At 37.2% G+C, this 17,806-nt stretch carries 16 protein-coding genes and 1 other annotated feature; of the genes, 11 read left to right on the top strand and 5 right to left on the bottom strand.

Going from position 1 to position 17,806, the window contains the following annotated elements:
• Positions 1-181: 181 nt before the first annotated feature.
• The 4 genes from HZL42_RS00350 (at position 182) to HZL42_RS00335 (ending at position 4,785) form a co-directional block, all read left to right on the top strand.
• On the top strand, positions 182-1,321 hold the full coding sequence (locus HZL42_RS00350; RefSeq protein WP_219053751.1) for an IMP dehydrogenase: 1,140 nt from the start codon (positions 182-184) through the stop codon (positions 1,319-1,321).
• 252 nt (positions 1,322-1,573) lie between these two features.
• Complete coding sequence (locus tag HZL42_RS00345; RefSeq protein ID WP_219053750.1) at positions 1,574-2,263, top strand: response regulator transcription factor; 690 nt, start codon at positions 1,574-1,576, stop codon at positions 2,261-2,263.
• An 18-nt stretch (positions 2,264-2,281) separates the two neighbouring features.
• Positions 2,282-3,511 (top strand): cell wall metabolism sensor histidine kinase WalK, encoded by a 1,230-nt coding sequence (locus HZL42_RS00340; RefSeq protein WP_219053749.1) that lies wholly within the window; start codon positions 2,282-2,284, stop codon positions 3,509-3,511.
• Positions 3,512-3,513: 2 nt separating this feature from the next.
• Positions 3,514-4,785, top strand: coding sequence for a D-alanyl-D-alanine carboxypeptidase family protein (locus tag HZL42_RS00335; protein ID WP_219053748.1), 1,272 nt, complete (start codon positions 3,514-3,516; stop codon positions 4,783-4,785).
• A 110-nt stretch (positions 4,786-4,895) separates the two neighbouring features.
• On the opposite strand, the gene HZL42_RS00330 is transcribed toward HZL42_RS00335, so the two are convergent.
• The gene (locus HZL42_RS00330; RefSeq protein WP_219053747.1) at positions 4,896-6,086 is read right to left on the bottom strand and encodes a cyclopropane-fatty-acyl-phospholipid synthase family protein; all 1,191 of its coding nucleotides are present in this window, start codon (positions 6,084-6,086) and stop codon (positions 4,896-4,898) included.
• Between the two features lie 141 nt (positions 6,087-6,227).
• Between HZL42_RS00330 and HZL42_RS00325 the strand changes: the two genes are divergently transcribed.
• The 4 genes from HZL42_RS00325 to HZL42_RS00310 all read left to right on the top strand — a co-directional run bounded on the left by HZL42_RS00325 (position 6,228) and on the right by HZL42_RS00310 (position 10,527).
• The gene (locus HZL42_RS00325) at positions 6,228-6,869 is read left to right on the top strand and encodes a hypothetical protein (RefSeq protein ID WP_219053746.1); all 642 of its coding nucleotides are present in this window, start codon (positions 6,228-6,230) and stop codon (positions 6,867-6,869) included.
• A gap of 16 nt (positions 6,870-6,885) precedes the next feature.
• On the top strand, positions 6,886-7,968 hold the full coding sequence (locus tag HZL42_RS00320; RefSeq protein WP_219053745.1) for an AI-2E family transporter: 1,083 nt from the start codon (positions 6,886-6,888) through the stop codon (positions 7,966-7,968).
• A gap of 63 nt (positions 7,969-8,031) precedes the next feature.
• Positions 8,032-8,724 (top strand): 2,3-diphosphoglycerate-dependent phosphoglycerate mutase, encoded by a 693-nt coding sequence (locus HZL42_RS00315; protein WP_219053744.1) that lies wholly within the window; start codon positions 8,032-8,034, stop codon positions 8,722-8,724.
• Positions 8,725-8,805: 81 nt separating this feature from the next.
• Entirely contained in the window at positions 8,806-10,527 is a 1,722-nt protein-coding gene (locus HZL42_RS00310) for a hypothetical protein (protein WP_219053743.1), read from the top strand.
• A gap of 43 nt (positions 10,528-10,570) precedes the next feature.
• Here HZL42_RS00310 and HZL42_RS00305 read toward each other — a convergent pair whose 3' ends face one another.
• The 4 genes from HZL42_RS00305 to HZL42_RS00290 form a co-directional block, all read right to left on the bottom strand.
• Positions 10,571-11,461 carry a polysaccharide deacetylase family protein gene (locus HZL42_RS00305; RefSeq protein ID WP_219053742.1) on the bottom strand — a complete coding sequence of 297 codons (891 nt, stop codon included), beginning with the start codon at positions 11,459-11,461 and terminating at the stop codon, positions 10,571-10,573.
• Positions 11,442-11,753, bottom strand: coding sequence for a hypothetical protein (locus HZL42_RS00300; protein WP_219053741.1), 312 nt, complete (start codon positions 11,751-11,753; stop codon positions 11,442-11,444). Before HZL42_RS00300 ends, HZL42_RS00305 begins: the two co-directional genes overlap by 20 nt.
• 2 nt (positions 11,754-11,755) lie before the next feature.
• Complete coding sequence (locus tag HZL42_RS00295; protein WP_219053740.1) at positions 11,756-12,970, bottom strand: glycosyltransferase; 1,215 nt, start codon at positions 12,968-12,970, stop codon at positions 11,756-11,758.
• 209 nt (positions 12,971-13,179) lie between these two features.
• Positions 13,180-13,638, bottom strand: coding sequence for a MerR family transcriptional regulator (locus HZL42_RS00290; protein ID WP_219053739.1), 459 nt, complete (start codon positions 13,636-13,638; stop codon positions 13,180-13,182).
• A gap of 175 nt (positions 13,639-13,813) precedes the next feature.
• Between HZL42_RS00290 and HZL42_RS00285 the strand changes: the two genes are divergently transcribed.
• The 3 genes from HZL42_RS00285 to tyrS all read left to right on the top strand — a co-directional run bounded on the left by HZL42_RS00285 (position 13,814) and on the right by tyrS (position 17,643).
• Positions 13,814-15,286, top strand: coding sequence for an MDR family MFS transporter (locus HZL42_RS00285; RefSeq protein WP_219053738.1), 1,473 nt, complete (start codon positions 13,814-13,816; stop codon positions 15,284-15,286).
• On the top strand, positions 15,286-16,083 hold the full coding sequence (locus tag HZL42_RS00280) for a DUF4811 domain-containing protein (RefSeq protein ID WP_219053737.1): 798 nt from the start codon (positions 15,286-15,288) through the stop codon (positions 16,081-16,083). The genes HZL42_RS00285 and HZL42_RS00280 overlap by 1 nt, the downstream gene beginning before the upstream one ends.
• 44 nt (positions 16,084-16,127) lie before the next feature.
• Positions 16,128-16,328: a binding site (T-box leader), on the top strand.
• A 55-nt stretch (positions 16,329-16,383) separates the two neighbouring features.
• A complete protein-coding gene (gene tyrS / locus HZL42_RS00275) occupies positions 16,384-17,643 on the top strand; it encodes a tyrosine--tRNA ligase (RefSeq protein ID WP_219053736.1) in 1,260 nt (419 codons plus the stop codon).
• Positions 17,644-17,806: the final 163 nt, after the last annotated feature.

Genomic DNA, 17,806 nt, shown 5'->3' with positions numbered 1-17,806 from the left:
TCTAACGTTGGATTGTTCGTAAATCCGACGTTTTTTGTTCTAAAAATAAGATAATGATGTGAAATGAATTAGTTTTTTCTTCTTGTAGGAAAGATTTATTTACAATTATATTTATTTTTGGTAAATTAGAAACAATATAATTTTATACAGTTGAATATTTTATAAAGGAGCGCTTTAAACTATGTCTAATTGGGATACAAAATTTGCAAAAGAAGGAATCACATTTGATGATGTTTTATTGATACCTGCAGAAAGTCACGTTTTACCGAATGAAGTTGATACTAGTGTCCAATTAGCTGATAATTTAAAGCTGAACGTGCCATTTTTAAGTGCCAGTATGGATACTGTTACTGAACACGAAATGGCGATTACCTTAGCCAATTTAGGTGGATTAGGTGTAATCCATAAGAACATGGTTATCGATGCTCAAGCTAAGGAAGTTGAAAAAGTAAAAGCCGTTGAAAAAGACGCCAAGCGTTTTCCAAATGCTGCTGTTGACTCAAATAACCACTTACTAGTTGCCGCTGCCGTTGGTGTAACTAGTGACACTTTCAAACGCGCAGAAGCATTGTTAAATGCTGGGGTTGATGCAATTGTAATCGATACTGCTCACGGTCACTCTGCTGGTGTTTTACGGAAAATTAAGGAAATTCGTGATACCTATCCAAAGGCTACTTTAATTGCCGGTAATGTTGCAACTGGTGAAGGAACTAACGCCTTGTTTAGAGCCGGAGTTGATGTAGTTAAAGTTGGAATTGGTCCTGGTTCCATTTGTACAACTCGGATTATTGCTGGAGTTGGGGTTCCTCAATTAACAGCAATTTACGATGCCGCTTCCGTTGCTCGTAAGTGGGGCAAGCCCATTATTGCTGATGGTGGGATTAAGTACAGTGGTGACGTTGTTAAGGCCATTGCTGCTGGTGGAAACGCCGTAATGTTAGGAAGTATGCTATCAGGAACTGACGAAGCCCCTGGTAAGGTATTCGAAGAAAACGGAAAGAAGTTTAAGGCTTACCGTGGAATGGGAAGTATCGCTGCCATGGAACACGGTTCTAAAGACCGTTACTTCCAAGGTGAAGTGAATGAAGCTCAAAAATTAGTTCCTGAAGGAATTGAAGCCCGGGTTGAATACAAGGGGAGTGCTAAGGATGTTATTTTCCAAATGGTTGGAGGTTTACATTCTGGAATGGGTTACACCGGCTCCAAGAACATTCAAACCATGATTGATCGGGCTCAATTTGTACGGATTTCAAATGCTGGATTGATTGAATCACATCCACATGATGTTCAAATTACACGGGCTGCCCCTAACTATAAATAAAATAGTTATTAAATTAGCATTCATCCGCACTAAGTTTGACGCTGTAGTGTGATGAGTGCTTTTTTATTTGAATTGGTTGATTAATCGACTTTCTGGTTTTTTCATTATTATGCTAAAATAGATATGGTAAAATTAAATTTTTATAAATCAAGTAAAGTAGTATTAAAGAATAAACCTTAAGAAAATAATTTTCGTTTTAATTTGTTACACTATAATTAAATAAATCTATTACGGATTAAGGATGATGACATTATGAAGATTTTAGTCGTAGATGATGATAAAGAAATCGCACAATTATTGGAAATTTACATTCGAAATGAAGGATACGAACCAGTCTCAGCTTACAATGGTAAGGATGCTCTATCAGTTCTAAGAACTGAAAATGACATTGGATTAATGATTTTAGACATTATGATGCCTAATATGACTGGGATTGAGGTTCTTAAGGAACTTCGTCGTGATTCTAAACTACCAGTAATTATCCTATCTGCAAAGACGACTGATATGGATAAGATCCAGGGATTAATTAGTGGGGCTGATGATTACGTTACGAAGCCATTTAACCCCCTTGAAATTATGGCCAGAGTTCGTTCATTACTTAGAAGAAGCCAGGACAAGATGACGAACGACGAACCTGATGTTTTGGATATCGGTTCGTTAACGATTAATAAGGATTCCCATGAAGTTAAAACTAACGATGGGAAGGAAATTCAATTAACGGCCTTGGAATTCGGGATCCTATACCTACTTGCTAGTCATCCTAATCGGGTCTTTTCTGCCGACGAAATTTTTGAACGAGTTTGGAGACAAGAAAGTGTTGTTTCAGCTAAAACCGTTATGGTTCACGTTAGTCATTTACGTGATAAAATTGAAGATGCCACTAACGGTGAAAAAGTAATTCAAACCGTTTGGGGTGTTGGTTACAAAATTGAAATGAAATAATCAACGGGGACGTTTATATTGAAGTTAACAACACGTGAAAAAACGGAGCTATTTGGTGAAGGGGTTATTACCCTGATTTTACTACTACTCCTTAATTTATCGATTATCGTACTATTTAGCCAGGCCTTATTTCATAATCCAGGGTTAAAGTTTGGCTTTATCACAATTAAACATTCGATTTTTACTAACCCCTCTGCGCCATTTCAGAATCCAGGTGCAAATGGGAATCCTGCTCCTTGGTGGATGAGCCTTTTAACGTGGCAAAACATTTTAATGGTGGTAATGGGAATTGTTGATTTAGTTGTAATTTATTGGCGGCTACTGAGACGGTACCATTTAATTCAATTGCGGCATGTTATTGATGAAATTCATTACATTGCGGATGGTCATTTTGACCACCGGATTCCATTTAAAATCAATAGTGAAAACCAAAAAGTGGTTGATAGTGTCAACTCACTGGTAGACAGTGTAATCGAATCAATGAATGAAGAACGGGCAATCGAACGCTCTAAAGATGAGTTAATTACAAATGTTTCTCATGACATTAGGACGCCGCTAACATCTATTATCGGCTATTTAGGGTTAATTGAAGCTGGTGGATACCAGAGTAAAGAGGAATTACTTAAATATACCCACATTGCTTACTTTAAGTCTAAGCAGATGAAGTCATTAGCTGATGATTTATTTGAATACTCAAAGGCGCGGACATTACCAACTAATTTGCAGCGCAATCGAATTAATGTTAAGCAGCTGGTTGAGCAGCTGGCAATTAGTTCCGAACTAGAAGCTAATAAAAAGGGAATTCAAATTGTTACTGAATGTAAGGATAATGATATCTTTATCGAAGCGGATGCCGAGAAGTTAGGCCGGGTTTTTAATAATTTAATTTCAAATGCCCTAAAGTACGGAAAGGACGCTAAGCATATTTACCTAAGTGCGTCCCAAGTTAATGCCAACGAAGCCGTTATTTCAGTATCTAATGATGGAGAACCAATTCCGAAGAAGTCCATTAACCAAATTTTTGAACGATTCTACCGAGTGGAAACTTCACGGAACAAGGCTACCGGTGGGACTGGATTAGGGTTGGCAATTGTGCAAAACATTGTTGATAGCCACAATGGGTTTATTAAGGTTGAATCAAACCGTAAGATGACAAGCTTTGCGATTCACCTTCCGATTCATGCTAATCAACCTTTGAAAAAAACTGGCTTTAAAAAATTACAATCTACAGATAAGAAGGATAACTAGTTATGAATTTTACTCACCGATTTTCTAAAATGATTTTGATGATCGGAATGGTATTAATGATGCTGGGGTTACCAATTTCAGCAAGTGCAAGTGCAGTCAAAAATACCAATCAACCTGATATTGATGCCACTACTGGGTTAGCAATTGATGCTAATACCGGTCAGATTCTGTATTCCAAGAATATTAATAAACCGATGGCATTAGCCTCAATGAGTAAATTACTGTCTTTATATATCGTTAGAAAAGCAATTGCAGCTGGTAAAATTAGTTGGGATCAAAAGGTCCCAATTACCGCTGCTTTACATAAATTAAGTGTTGATACAACCTATGCTAATGCTCCATTAGCAGAGGGAAAACACTATACGGTTAGACAAATTTACCAGGCTTCATTTGAGTCTGCTAATGCAGCGATGATGTCACTCGCTAACTTAGTGGGAGGTTCAACCCAAAACTTCACTTTGATGATGCGAAAAACAGCTAAGCAGCTAGGCATTAAAGATGCTAAGTTGTACACTGCCTGTGGGCTTACTAATGGGGAAGTGGGTAAATCATTGGGGATGCCAAATGCGAATGATAACGATGAAAATAAAATGTCTGCTCGCGATATGGCAACGATTGCGCAACGGTTCATTAAACAATTCCCGGATGTTTTGAAAAACACTTCGGTTAGTGAATATACCTTAGGTGGTAAAACGCTCCGTAATGGTGATTATATGTTACCAGGTGGAAGTGAATATGATAGCCAGTTTCCCGTTCAGGGACTTAAGACTGGGACATCCACTACCTGTGGGGGTAGTTTTATTGGAACTACTAATCGAGATGGCCATCGGATTATCACGGTTGTAATGCATGCTTCCAATACAATGCCAACTGATCCAGGCCGGTTTATTCAAACCAAGAAAATTATGAATTATGTCTATAGTAATTATCGTTATGTGAATGTTGCTGCTGATTCAACCACGGCCTACCAAAAAGTTGCGGTGCCATCAGGATCTGATACCAGTGTAAAGGTGAAAACCGAACGTAAATTTAACTACTGGATTCCAAGGGATAAGAATGGTTCTAACGTTAGGTTAGCCATTAATAATAACGTTAAGGACGGTAGTGGCATTAAGGCCCCAGTGAAGGTTAATCAACAGATTGGTAAGTTAGTGTTTAATGATTTTAAAACGATGGATGATAAAACCCTATCGGTACCAATTGCTGCTAGCGCTACGGTTAGTCAGGCTAACATCTTTGTTAGATTTTGGCGGGGGTTAGTTAACCTATTCTAATTGGTGGCCATCCAAAGAAAGCGTCCATAACGTCTACAAAATAAAAAACCAGCTGGATTGGGGATTTCCCAACCTAGCTGGTTTTTTGTAAAAGCATTAAATCATTATTTTTAGTTATTTTTTTCTAAGTCTTCATACATGTATTCACGAGTCATTGGTAGGGCGTGTCCTGATGGCCCCTTTGAGATTAGATACTGGACAACATCGATATTTCCGGCCTTAAACGATGCAGCACATGCTTTTAAGTAGAGGTCCCACATCCGAATGAAGCGTTCATCGAATAGTTGCTTAACTTCATCTAAATGTTCATTGAAATTTTTATCCCAGTGTTCAAGCGTCACTTGATAGTGGCGTCTAAGCGTTTCTAAATCAAAAATTTGCATTCCATTTTCAACAATGTGATCAATGTTTTCAGTGAGTCCAGGAACGTAGCCACCTGGGAAGATGTACTTGTTGATCCAACCATTGTAGGCACCACCTTGTTGTCTAGTGATTCCATGGATTAATGCCACTCCATTTGGTTTTAAATACTTATTTACGTACTTGAAGTATTCGCCAAGGTTTTCCTTTCCAACGTGTTCGAACATTCCAACTGATGTAACATAGTCGTATTGTTCGTTATCATATTCACGGTAATCACGAAGGTAGACGGTTGCAACGTCATCAAGGCCTTCATCTTGAATTCGTTTTTGAACGTAATCATACTGTTCTTTACTAAGTGTAATTCCAGCAACGGTTAGACCGAATTCCTTAGCAGCGGTTAGCATTAACGTTCCCCAACCACAACCAATGTCCAATAGGGTTCTCCCTGGATTGGGATTCAATTTGCGGATGATGTGTCTAACCTTATTCATTTGAGCTTGCTCAAGGGTGTCATTTGGACTTTCCCAATATGCACAAGAATAGGTCATGGTAGGATCTAGCCAGATTTTGTAGAAATCATTTCCAATATCATAATGGCTTTGAACATCCTTCATACTTTCCTTTTCGCTATGCGATTGCTTTGGTAAGAACTTAATGAATTTACTATTCCGCATAAAACTATTAGCGTTTTCATAAGCGGATGTAACTAAGTCTTCAAGATTACCATCAATTTCAATCTTACCATCCATATATGCCTCACCTAGCGCAATCGAAGCGTTTTTAGTGATTTGCCGAATGGGGATTGGTTCCTTAAATGTGATATGAGCTTGTGGTTCGCCCTCACCATAGTCTTCACTTTTACCGTCCCAGTAGGTAACTTTAACGGGCATGTTAAAGCTATGCTTCAAAAATTGCCGATAAAAAGGTTTTTCTAACATAAATAAACAAATCCTCTCGTAAAATTTAACTATAATAAATATTATACTCTTATTTCTTAAATTTTTGTAAGGGATGGGACCCAATTTAGCGGATAAAAAATGTTATAATTAAATAAAATAAAAGATGTAAGAGGGATTATTATGAGAAAAATATTAGTGGCAATCTTTGCCATTATCGTAATTGGATTATTTGGAGGCTTCTTAATTAATGGCCATGGTTCGTCAAATAATGGAGTTAATAATGCCATTGATAAGGGTAATCAAAATATTCAAAATCATCAGTATAATCAAGCTGTAGTTAATTTTAAACAGGCTTTAGATATCCAACCCAATAATACGGTTGCGCAAAAATCACTCCAACAGGTGCAGACAATTCAGTCTGCTGATACTTTCTACAATGCTCAGCATTTTATAACCGCAATCGCCCAATACCAAAAAGTGGTTGATTTAAAGCAATCATCTGTTTTGGTTCAACGGGCCAAGGAACAGTTGAAGAATAATGAGAATCTCTTGAACGGAGCAATTAACTTAACTAACATCTATAACCAAGCACTTCGACTTAATCATGCTGGAAAGTATAGTCAGTCTGCAAAGACCCTGCAGCCTGCATTTTCTGATGCTAACTATCAAAATGGTTATTTTAAGAACATTACTGAACGAATCAATAACCTGCGGACTGCGAATTCTGATAAGAAGTTAGATAAGGCCTCTGTCACCAATCGGTTGGCAATTCGGCCCCAAACGATTAATCAGTTAGAGAGTGGGCAAACATCAAATAATTAAGGATAGGAGAATTTGAATGCATTTATGGGATCAATTTGTTGAAAACGTTAGGCTACGAAGGCTAGTAGTTTTATTGGGAATCATTTCAGTTCTCTACTTAGTTCGTGGAATGATGACAATTATATTATTGACGTTTATATTTACCTTTTTAGTAACTACAATTGTGAATTGGATTCGCAAGTACGTTAAGATTCCAAAATCATTGTTGGTATGTATTATTTATATTAGTATTGTCGTATTAGTTTCCTGGGCGTTGGCCGTATACGTTCCCCAAATTATTGAACAGGCAATTATGGGAATTAAGTCATTGATTAATTTTTACCAGAGCCCTAATAACATCACTGGTCATGACTCTGAAATTCAAACTTACATTACTGATTTTCTTTCCAAGTTTAATGTTGTTTCAGTTTTGCGGGGGAGCGCTAATACGGTGTTTGAATACATTACAAGCATTGGTTCCGTGAGTGTTTCGGTATTTATTTCGTTAATTTTAAGCTTCTTTTTTACCTTAGAAAGCGACCGGATGGCAAGTTTTTCAAAGCGTTTTTTAACTAGCAACGTGGGTTGGTTATTCCAGGATATTTACTACTATGCCCAGATTTTCGTAAAGACATTTGGGGTGGTTTTGGAAGCCCAACTATTCATTGCCATTTGTAATACCGTTTTGACCACAATTGTAATGGCCGTGATGGGATTACCACAACTTCTTATTTTAGCGCTATTAGTGTTCTTCCTTAGTTTAATTCCGGTTGCGGGGGTAATTATCTCTTTCATTCCACTTTCGCTGGTCTGTTATTCGACTGGCGGGCTCTACGATGTGCTCTATATGATTATTACAATCATCGTAGTGCATGGGATTGAAGCCTATGTTTTAAATCCTAAGTTTATGTCTTCTCGAACTAAGCTACCAATTTTTTATACCTTCGTGGTGTTAATTGTTGGTGAGAAAATTTTTGGTGGGTGGGGATTAATTGTATCCGTCCCAATTTTTACCTTTATCCTCCATGTTTTAAACGTGCAACGGGTTGATGATAAACCAGATGATGAAGTTAAAATAATAAAAAAATCTAATCAATCATCTAAATCTACTGAAAAATAATGGTGGATGGTGTATTATTGTTATGAATTATTTAATTATAAAATAGAAAGAGGTTTGGAACTTATGGCAAAACTTGTATTAATTCGTCATGGACAAAGTCAATGGAACCTATCTAACCAATTTACTGGTTGGGTGGACGTTGATTTAAGCGACAAGGGTGTTGAAGAAGCTAAGCGCGCTGGTAAATTATTGAAGGAACACGGTCTTGAATTTGACTATGCTTTTACTTCAGTATTGACTCGTGCTATTAAGACTCTCCACTTTGCTTTAGAAGAATCAGACCAATTATGGATTCCTGAAACTAAGACTTGGCGTTTGAACGAACGTCACTATGGTAAGTTACAAGGATTAAATAAGAAGGAAACTGCTGAACAATACGGGGATGAACAAGTTCACATTTGGCGTCGTTCATACGATACCCTTCCTCCACTTCTTCCAGATGATTCCCCATACTCTGCAAAGAAGGACCGTCGTTACGCTGACTTAGATCCAAACTTGATTCCTGCTGGTGAAAACCTTAAGGTTACGCTTGAAAGAGTTATGCCTTTATGGGAAGACCAAATTGCACCTAAGTTATTAGATAACAAGAACGTTATCATTGCTGCTCATGGTAATTCACTTCGTGCATTAAGTAAGTACATTGAAAGAATCAGTGATGATGACATCATGGACTTAGAAATGAAGACTGGGGAACCAGTTGTTTATGACTTTGATGATAAACTTAAGGTTACTAACAAGACTAAATTAGACGACTAATTTACTAGAAGTAAGGTAATTAATTTGCTAGTCAAATTTAATTACCTTATTTTTTTTAGAATATTAATAGGGAAGTTGATTATGAAATCCATCGAGAATAAATTTCAATGGCGGCATGGATTGCCATATCTGTTTATATTAGTAATTGCTTGTTTAGCGTTGTATCAACAGTGGCACGCTCAATCCGCTTATATTGGACTAGATTCACTATTTCACATGAATCGCTTTTATGATGCAATGATGCAAATTAAAACTGGTAATTACAGTTATTTTCAATCGTTTTTTGGATTTGGACAATCTGGAAGGGTGGTAAACGCTGTCTATGGCCCGCTGTTTGCGTATTTTAATGGGTTACTACTGTTAGTTACTAAAAACTGGGTTAATTATCAAATCGTTAGTTCCATCCTGCTATTTATTATTAGCGGGAGTTTAATGTACCACCTTGCTGTTAAAAACCGTGTGGATCGATTATGGGCGCTTGTTATTTCAGTTTGTTACATGTTTTCCACCCCCCTTTTATATTGGATTAACGGACAGCAGTTCACTGCATGGGGGGCAGCATTCGTTCCGTTACTAATGTTATGTGGAACTAACATGATGAATGAGGAGCGAATTGCATGGATTAAGTTGGCGTTATCGATGACACTGGTGCTACAGATTCATAATGTCACCAGTGTGATTTCTGCACTAGCTTTAATTCCGTTTTTCATGGTGGGATTATTTAAGAGTAGTAATCGCCGTAAAATGATTTTGGACCTATTTAAGGCAATTGGCTTAACATTATTATTGTCATTTAACGTTTGGGGTGGGATGTTAGAGCTATTTTCATCTAATCACTTGTTACCAGTAGCACCGGACTTGCACCTTGCTGCTGATTCGCTTTACTTTATTCATGGTGCAACCAGATTAGAATATAGCGCATTGCTAATGTTTATTTTAGCGGTTCTATATTTGGTTGTTAGATGGCGGCATATCTCACTGTCAACACGGGTGATTATATTGAATGGCTTGTTTTTTCTGTGGATTCCCAGTCATTATTTCCCCTGGAAGTTAGTTGCTAACTTATTGCCAGCAATTGATTCAGTAATTCAAAATCCGATTCGATTTCTAGTGATTCCCTATACTCTTTTGTATCTAGCGGTTGGGTTATTATTATCAGACCGCAGTATCAAATGGTTTCGCTACATTTTAGCTGCCATAACGATTTTGATTATGTTTAACGAGGTCTGGAAGGATGTTCAGCATGTTAAGTGGAAGAATCACCGTTTCAATTCTGATATTGTGCTGATGAGTAATCGCTTTACAGTGGTAAACACTAAGGATCCTGATAAGTTACGTGCAGCGACTCGCTCTGATAATCCTCAAAAGATTCTTAAATTAGCAACCAAGTCGACATCTGATTACTTACCAGTTAAGAAAAAAATATCAGTCTATGATTTCTCAAATTTTAGCCCTTATTATAAGTATCGGAGTCAAATAATTAATCCGGGCTTAGATGCTAACAATCAAGTTAAAAATGGTTTAATGACTGTTAAATGGACGAATTCTAGTTCCAGGGTTAAGAATCATCAACTATCAGTAGTTAAGTATGCCCATTCAATTGTTACATTGAATGGGAAAAGGCTTAATAACGTTAAATTAACTTCGATTGGCGCAATAATTGTAAAGGGAAAACCTGGGGTTAATCGGCTAACAATTAAGTATTCGCCAGCATTGTGGTTCTCATCATTGTTAATGGTTTCCATTATTACTTGGATTATTTTAATAGGTGATGGAATTCGTAGATTAATATCTAAAAAATAGGTACATAAAAAGAATGCCCTTGGTGAGCATTCTTTTTATGTACCTATTTAGTTGAGAACCATTTATGGATACTTGGCCAACTATCATTATTAATAATCATTCGTGGGGTGTACATTAAATTAGTTTTGTCAGTTACGACTCCTGTATTTAGCGTTGCAACCCATTGAAGATTTTGTGAATTTAAGAAGTTGGTCGTTTGATCAGTCCCGCCACCATAAGGGTAGGCAAATGATGTTCCAAACTGACCTGTTTTACTATGCAATACCCGTTGGCTGGTGATGAAGTCACGAGTGAAGTGGTGGTATTCACCGGGACGTTGGATAATTGGAATTAATCCCTTAGTTAAGTAGTGCATGTTATTGGTATGAAGTTCAATGCTTTGAAGATTACCAGCCTTTTTCTTAGCCTTAAGGATGTTTTTCCAAGTTGCAAATTTAGAGCCTTCACGGTACCGACCAGTATTGCCAGTAACGATGAAGGTAGTGAATGGGAATTTATATTTTTCCATTACTGGCATGGCATTTTCAATTGTGGATCGATCAATATCATCAAAAGTTAGCACAGCATACTTCCCCTTAATGGGGGTTTGATTACTGACCATTTCATACATCTGTTGACCACTAATAATCTTAATGTGATGATCTTTCAAAAACTTCATTTGATTTTTGAATTGAGTAGTAGTAACGGCAAAATCATGAAGCTGTGAGTTATCTGATAACGATTTAACAATATTAATGCCCAAATCATCCTTGATGATTCGGTGGTAACAAAAGACTAAAATCCCGTTCTTTTCAGAAAGTGTTTTTTTGTTAAGGGCGTAGTTAGTATTATCACCCTTATCGTATTGAACCGTTCTATGAATTGTAAGTGACATTCCAAAAATAATTAAGATGGCAATAATCCAAACAATAATTTTACGAGTTCTTCGTGTCATTTTCCTGTTTCCTCCTTATCCGTTTAATTCGATAAAAGCTAAAGATAAGGGTCCCAATTGCAAAAACTAAAATTGTTGCCAATAAGCCAAAGTAGAATCCATAGTCTAAATTAAGCAGTAAGTAGTAAGTAACTAGATTGTCAGTATATAAATCAAAGATAAATCCATAGTTAACAACTAAAATGAAGATAACTGCGGCCCACAGTGCAGCAAATAGGCAAAAGTGCCATATTCTTCTTCCGAAACTAGCTTTTTTTCTAATTACGAAATTATATTGTGGTTGATGATCCAATTTTAATGCCCCCGATCTGGACTACGCCAAGTCCCAACGTGTTCTGGATCTAAGAAGAACGAAATCATGGCGTAAATACAACTAATTAAACTAATGATCCAATAGTACATAATGTAAGCAGGAACTAATAAGAAGTCGCCCCAACTCATAAATGTAGTTTTTTTAGAAAACGAGAAACTAATTAAGAACTGGGTAAAACTGACCATCAACATGAATAATAAGATATTTCCATCAAGGGTCAAGTTATGATCTAATATGAACGTTAGGATGTAAGTAATTGAGCTTAAAATGGTAACTACGGCCCATGTATTACTGATGATGGTTTCTGAGAGCAAGAATTTTTCACTGAATGTTCCATGAATTAGCAGATCCCGATTACCAGACAACACTTCTAATCCACCCCGGGCCCATCTTTGCCGTTGTTTAATTAAGTTCCGAACACTTTCTGGCACTAGAATCCAACAAATGATATTGGGATTGTATAAAACGGCCCATTTTTGGCGGTATAGACGCCATGTAATATCAATATCTTCAGTCATTACCTTTGTGTTCCATCCGTTAACGGATTCAACCGCAGTTTTTCTAAATCCAACAATAACTCCGGAAACGGTGGTAATCCGACCAGTTAGGAATGACTCGGCACGCTTGATGATATCGATAACCCCAATGTATTCAAGCAATTGGAGCCGTCCTAAAATGGTGGTTCTATTTCTAACTACCGGCTTACCAGCAACTGCACCTGCTTGGGGGTTTTTATTTAACGTTTTAACAACGTATGATAGGGAATCTGGATCCAAAACTGAATCAGAATCAATCCCTAATAAGTACTCACCATTTGCTACTTTAAGGCCTTGATTCATTGCATTGGCCTTCCCTTGGTTAACTGGAATGGCAACGATTTGGATCTGGAATTTGGACTGGTACTTATCCTTGAGTCGATGCATAATTTCAAGGGTATCGTCATCACTTTTATCATCAATTAAGACAATCTCAAAGTTTGTATAAGTTAAATTAGATAGCGATTTAACGGCTTCTTCCAACGTATCATGCTCGTTGTGAGCAGGAACTAGGATTGATACTAACGGTTTACGATTGGTGTCGTCGACCGGAGCATGTCGGAGCGTCCACTCCTTGAAGATACAACCAACGATCCATACAACTGATACCATTACCGGATACCCGAATATAAAGTCGCTAATCATTTTACTGAACCACATAGATAGTTTTCCTCCTTGAAAACCGGGAGGGGATTCCCCCCAACGAAAGATTCGCATTAATGTAATAAATCCGATTTCATCGTAATAATTTTATTATTGCATAATCCTACTTATCATACCATATTTTAGGTTCCTTATCGCTGGTAATTCAAGAATTTTAATAATGAAAAAACTTCCAATTCCTGGGTTAAGAAATTGAAAGTTTCAAATTAGTTATTATTTTTAATGATGGCCTTAACCTCATCACCGTTATCAATGAAATAAATGGTTTTATCTGGATTACTGTCAATGGTTCCCATGTTAATTGCCGGTTTACTATCAATTGTGCCAATTTCTTGTACCCGAGTCTTTAGCATGTTAGCAATAACGGAGTTGTAATTACTAAACTGAGTGGCTTTGTCAGCGGCGGTGCTTAAAGTGAATCCTGATTCTAGGTAGGATTTTATTAATTGGACTTTCATTAGGGTGTGGTATGAATATTTCCGGTTTTGATTCCGAGAGCATTTTTTTGATTTAATATAACCACATTTTTCCCAGTAGCGGAGCTTGCTTTGTGGGATTTTACTGTAATTAGCGATGTCACCAATTCCAAATGAGAAGTCATCATTTTTAAAGAGGTTAAAGATGCGGCTACTAACTTCTTTGAATTCACTGCTTTCACTATCCATATTAGGGGCTTCCTTTCTGCTTTAATTATAACTATCCTTAATAATATATAATGATTATATAACATTTGATGTATTTGTCAATTTAGTTGACAAATATCTAGTGCGGTGCTAAATTATAAATTGAAGAAAGTAAATGTTTAATTAATGCTATTTTACGGAAAGAAGGAGTTCTCTAATGGATAAGCCGTTAGATCAAAAGGGAAATCCCTATAGCAGAACGCTATTGGTACTGTTCCTTTTAATTGGTACTTTTTGTACCGTTTTAAACCAGACCTTATTGGCCACTGCATATCCTAAGTTGATGGATGTTTTCAATATTGATACATCCACCGTCCAATGGTTAACCAGTGGTTTTCTAATGGTAAATGGGATTTTAATTCCAGTTACTGCTTGGTTATCAAGTCGCTTTAATACTAAGTGGTTATATATATCTGCAATGGTTATTTTTGAAGTTGGAACGGTGATGTGTTTTGCCGCACCAAACTTTGCAACCTTACTATCTGGTCGTTTGATTCAAGCCGTTGGGGTTGGGATTTCAATGCCAATGCTTCAAACAATCATGTTGTCAATTTTTCCACCGGAAAAGCGGGGAACTGCGATGGGACTATCCGGAGTGGTAATTGGACTAGCCCCTGCAATTGGGCCAACCGTTTCAGGATGGATCATTGTTAATGCCCAATGGCGTGATATTTTTGGAATGATCATTCCAATTGTGGCGATTGTAATTATTGGTAGTTTATGGGCGATGAAGCCAATTTTACCTACTAGCAAAACGAAACTTGATTTTCCATCATTATTGTTGTCAACAATTGGTTTTGGGAGTGCGTTGTACGCATTTTCATCAGTTGGTGATAAGGGATGGGGAAGTAGCTTAGTTATATCTACATTACTTATCGGAATTTTATTTGTAGTATTATTTGTCGTTCGTGAATTTAAGACTGCTAACCCACTGGTTAACCTAAATGTTTTTAGATCCAAGCAATTTACCGTTGGTTCAATAATTGGATCACTGGCAATGATGTCATTGATTGGATTTGAAATGATTCTACCATTATATCTTCAAATTGTTCGTGGTTATAACGCCTTTCATTCAGGGTTAACTTTGTTAGCCGGAGCAATGATGATTGGGGTGTTAAGTCCATTTACTGGGCGGATCTTTGATAAGTATGGTGCTCGTTACTTAGGAATTAGTGGATTCTTGCTCCTAACAATTGGAACGATTCCATTCTTCTTCCTAACAACTGACATGCCAATTATGTACGTGGTAATAATTTATGCAATTCGTTCCTGTGGGATTGCAATGTCAATGATGACAATTACTACTTACAGTATGAATGCTCTGCAAATTAATATGATGAACCATGGAACTGCTGCTAATAACACCCTTCGTCAAATTGCCAGTTCAATTGCAACAGCTGTTATGACTTCTGTCTTAACTAATGTTACTAATAACGCCAAGCCAGCTCATCACCTCTTAACTGTCGACCCACTTCAATACAAGTCTAAGATGCTTGATGCTGTTCTTAGTGGTTATCATGCTGCATTCTTGGTTGCGTTTATCTTTGGTTTAATTGGATTAGGGTTTACCTTCATGCTTAAAAAGGGTAAGAGTGTTCCAGAATCATCAGTGGAAGGAGGACGTAAATAATGATTATTATTTTATTAGTTGTCGTTGCAGTCCTGTTCTTCTTATCTTGGAACCTATTAAATAAACAACCAATTCATTTAATTTTAAGTTCTATTTTTACGGTTATTTTGATTGGAACAATGTTCCTCGCGGTGGCGAACTTTAAATATCACTATGGGATGCACAAGGTCTCCTCAACTGAGACGACCACCAAGGTTGCTTCATTATCACCACAAATGAACATGGTGATTGATCAACCAGTTGGGCAAAGCAATAGTAAGGACAAGGCGATTATTTACAAGAGCGGAAGTTCTAAGAAGACGCTGAAACCAGATACTGACGTTACGAACGTAGTAGTTAAGAGTAGTAACCTTACCAAGCCAAAGCTAGTTACCAAGACGGTTCGGTGGGAATATAAAAATAGTTTTGAACGGTTCATGTATGGATTAGCACAGAAGCCATCTGTTTATCATCGGACGAATACGCTCTACGTTCCAAAGAGTTGGTTAGTCCTAAATGCTAAGCAAGTGAAGGCGTTGCCAACCATCATGAAGCAAGAACAAGCAAAAATTCAAAAGGAATCCGCTTCTTCACAAGCACAGCAACAAGCTGCGCTCCAACAAAAGGTCCAATCAGCAGTTCAAAAGCAACTAGCACTAGCTGAAAAGGAAGACCCCAATATGAGTAGTGGTGAAAAGCAGGCGGTCGTTAAACAAGCCACTGCAACTGCTAAAAAACAGGTTCAAGCTGAAGCTCAACAAGCTGCACTCAAGGTATTGTTACCACGAGTTGAAAAGCAATTAGCTAAAATCAAGTAATTATTGACAAAACAGCATTTCGTTATTATGATATTGATAATTAAACAAATGCTGAGAAGTAGTTCTAGTATTAAATAAATTTGAGAATTCAGAAACTTAGCGGTGCTGTGAGCTAAGCGGTTTATTTAAGAAATTACACCTATGGAGCGTGCAATTTATTTGCCGGGTCATTTCGTTATTAATGATTGAGTGATCGTTATTAACGATAACTTGGGTGGTACCGCGGAACTCATTTCGTCCCCTATGGCTTATTTAATAAGTTGTAGGGGATTTTTTGTTATTAATTAAGGAGGAACTAAGATGGATATTATTGATGATTTAAATTGGCGTGGAGCGATTAATCAACAAACCGATGCAGATGGGCTAAAAGAATTGGTATCTGAAAAAAAGATTGGTCTATATGCAGGGATTGATCCAACTGGAGACAGTATGCATATTGGACACTTAATCCCATTCATGATTTTAAAGCGATTCCAATTAGCTGGTTACCATCCGGTAATTTTAGTTGGGGGCGCAACCGGTTCAATTGGGGACCCAAGTGGTAAAAAGGCTGAAAGAAAGCTCCAAACCATGGATCAAGTTAAGCATAACGAAGCGGCGCTTACTGCTCAAATGACTCAACTATTTGGCCAAGACGGTGGATTTACCATTGTTGATAATTATGATTGGTTATCGAAACTATCACTACTTGATTTTCTCCGTGATTATGGAAAAGTATTTAACATTAATACGATGCTAAATAAAGAAGTAGTTGCTAGTCGTTTGGACGCTGGAATTTCATTTACTGAATTTACGTACCAAATTCTGCAATCAATTGACTTCTTGCATCTATTTAAGAACAACGATGTGCAACTTGAAATTGGTGGTTCTGATCAATGGGGGAACATTACCTCAGGAATTGACTTGATTCATAAGATGGAAGGCGCTGATGCTAAGGCCTACGGATTGACGATTCCATTAATGTTAAAAGCTGACGGAACTAAGTTTGGGAAGACTGCTGGTGGAGCAGTTTGGCTTGATCCTAAGAAGACGTCTCCATATGAATTTTACCAATTCTGGATTAATCAAGATGACCGGGATGTTGTAAAGTATCTTAAGTACTTTACTTTCCTTAACCATGAAGAAATTGAAGCCTTAGCCGAGAAGGTGAAGACCGAACCGCAGAAGCGTGAAGCACAACGTAGATTAGCTGAAGAAGTTACTAAGTTCGTTCATGGTGAAAAAGCGGTTGAAGAAGCACAAAATATCACAAAGGCATTGTTTACTAACGGAATTAAGAATCTAACTGTAAGTGAAGTTGAACAAGGGTTTAAAAACATGCCAAGCGTTGACATTAGTGCTCAACCAAACGATATTATCCAGTGGCTAGTTGATGATACTAAGATTGAACCATCAAGACGTCAGGCTAGAGAAGATGTTAAGAATGGTGCAATTAGAATTAATGGTGAAAAGGTTGATGATGTTGAAGCCATTGTTAATCCAAGTGATGATTTTGACGGTAAGTTTGTGGTCGTTAGAAAAGGAAAGAAACGCTACTATTTAGCTCGTGTCACTAAGTAATTACGTTTAAATGGAGTGAGGTTAATGTTATTAGCCTTACTCCATTTTTTGTTTATAATATGGTAACTTTGATTGTAAAGGTATTTAATTCAAAATTAATTTTACTTTTAGGTTGACATTAAACTTTGAACGCGGTATATTATTACTTGCATTATTCATTCCG

This window comes from Lactobacillus sp. Sy-1 (assembly GCF_019303535.1).
Lineage (GTDB): Bacteria > Bacillota > Bacilli > Lactobacillales > Lactobacillaceae > Nicoliella.
Note: the sequence above shows the minus strand (reverse complement) of the source record. Positions and strands in the feature narration are given on the sequence as shown.

Excerpts from the sequence above, each read along its gene's own strand:
- HZL42_RS00350 (WP_219053751.1), top strand. The coding sequence starts at position 182 with ATGTCTAATTGGGATACAAAATTTGCAAAAGAAGGAATCACATTTGAT.
- HZL42_RS00345 (WP_219053750.1), top strand. The coding sequence starts at position 1,574 with ATGAAGATTTTAGTCGTAGATGATGATAAAGAAATCGCACAATTATTG.
- HZL42_RS00335 (WP_219053748.1), top strand. The coding sequence starts at position 3,514 with ATGAATTTTACTCACCGATTTTCTAAAATGATTTTGATGATCGGAATG.
- HZL42_RS00330 (WP_219053747.1), bottom strand. The coding sequence starts at position 6,086 with ATGTTAGAAAAACCTTTTTATCGGCAATTTTTGAAGCATAGCTTTAAC.
- HZL42_RS00325 (WP_219053746.1), top strand. The coding sequence starts at position 6,228 with ATGAGAAAAATATTAGTGGCAATCTTTGCCATTATCGTAATTGGATTA.
- HZL42_RS00320 (WP_219053745.1), top strand. The coding sequence starts at position 6,886 with ATGCATTTATGGGATCAATTTGTTGAAAACGTTAGGCTACGAAGGCTA.
- HZL42_RS00315 (WP_219053744.1), top strand. The coding sequence starts at position 8,032 with ATGGCAAAACTTGTATTAATTCGTCATGGACAAAGTCAATGGAACCTA.
- HZL42_RS00310 (WP_219053743.1), top strand. The coding sequence starts at position 8,806 with ATGAAATCCATCGAGAATAAATTTCAATGGCGGCATGGATTGCCATAT.
- HZL42_RS00305 (WP_219053742.1), bottom strand. The coding sequence starts at position 11,461 with ATGACACGAAGAACTCGTAAAATTATTGTTTGGATTATTGCCATCTTA.
- HZL42_RS00295 (WP_219053740.1), bottom strand. The coding sequence starts at position 12,970 with ATGTGGTTCAGTAAAATGATTAGCGACTTTATATTCGGGTATCCGGTA.
- HZL42_RS00290 (WP_219053739.1), bottom strand. The coding sequence starts at position 13,638 with ATGGATAGTGAAAGCAGTGAATTCAAAGAAGTTAGTAGCCGCATCTTT.
- HZL42_RS00285 (WP_219053738.1), top strand. The coding sequence starts at position 13,814 with ATGGATAAGCCGTTAGATCAAAAGGGAAATCCCTATAGCAGAACGCTA.
- HZL42_RS00280 (WP_219053737.1), top strand. The coding sequence starts at position 15,286 with ATGATTATTATTTTATTAGTTGTCGTTGCAGTCCTGTTCTTCTTATCT.
- tyrS (WP_219053736.1), top strand. The coding sequence starts at position 16,384 with ATGGATATTATTGATGATTTAAATTGGCGTGGAGCGATTAATCAACAA.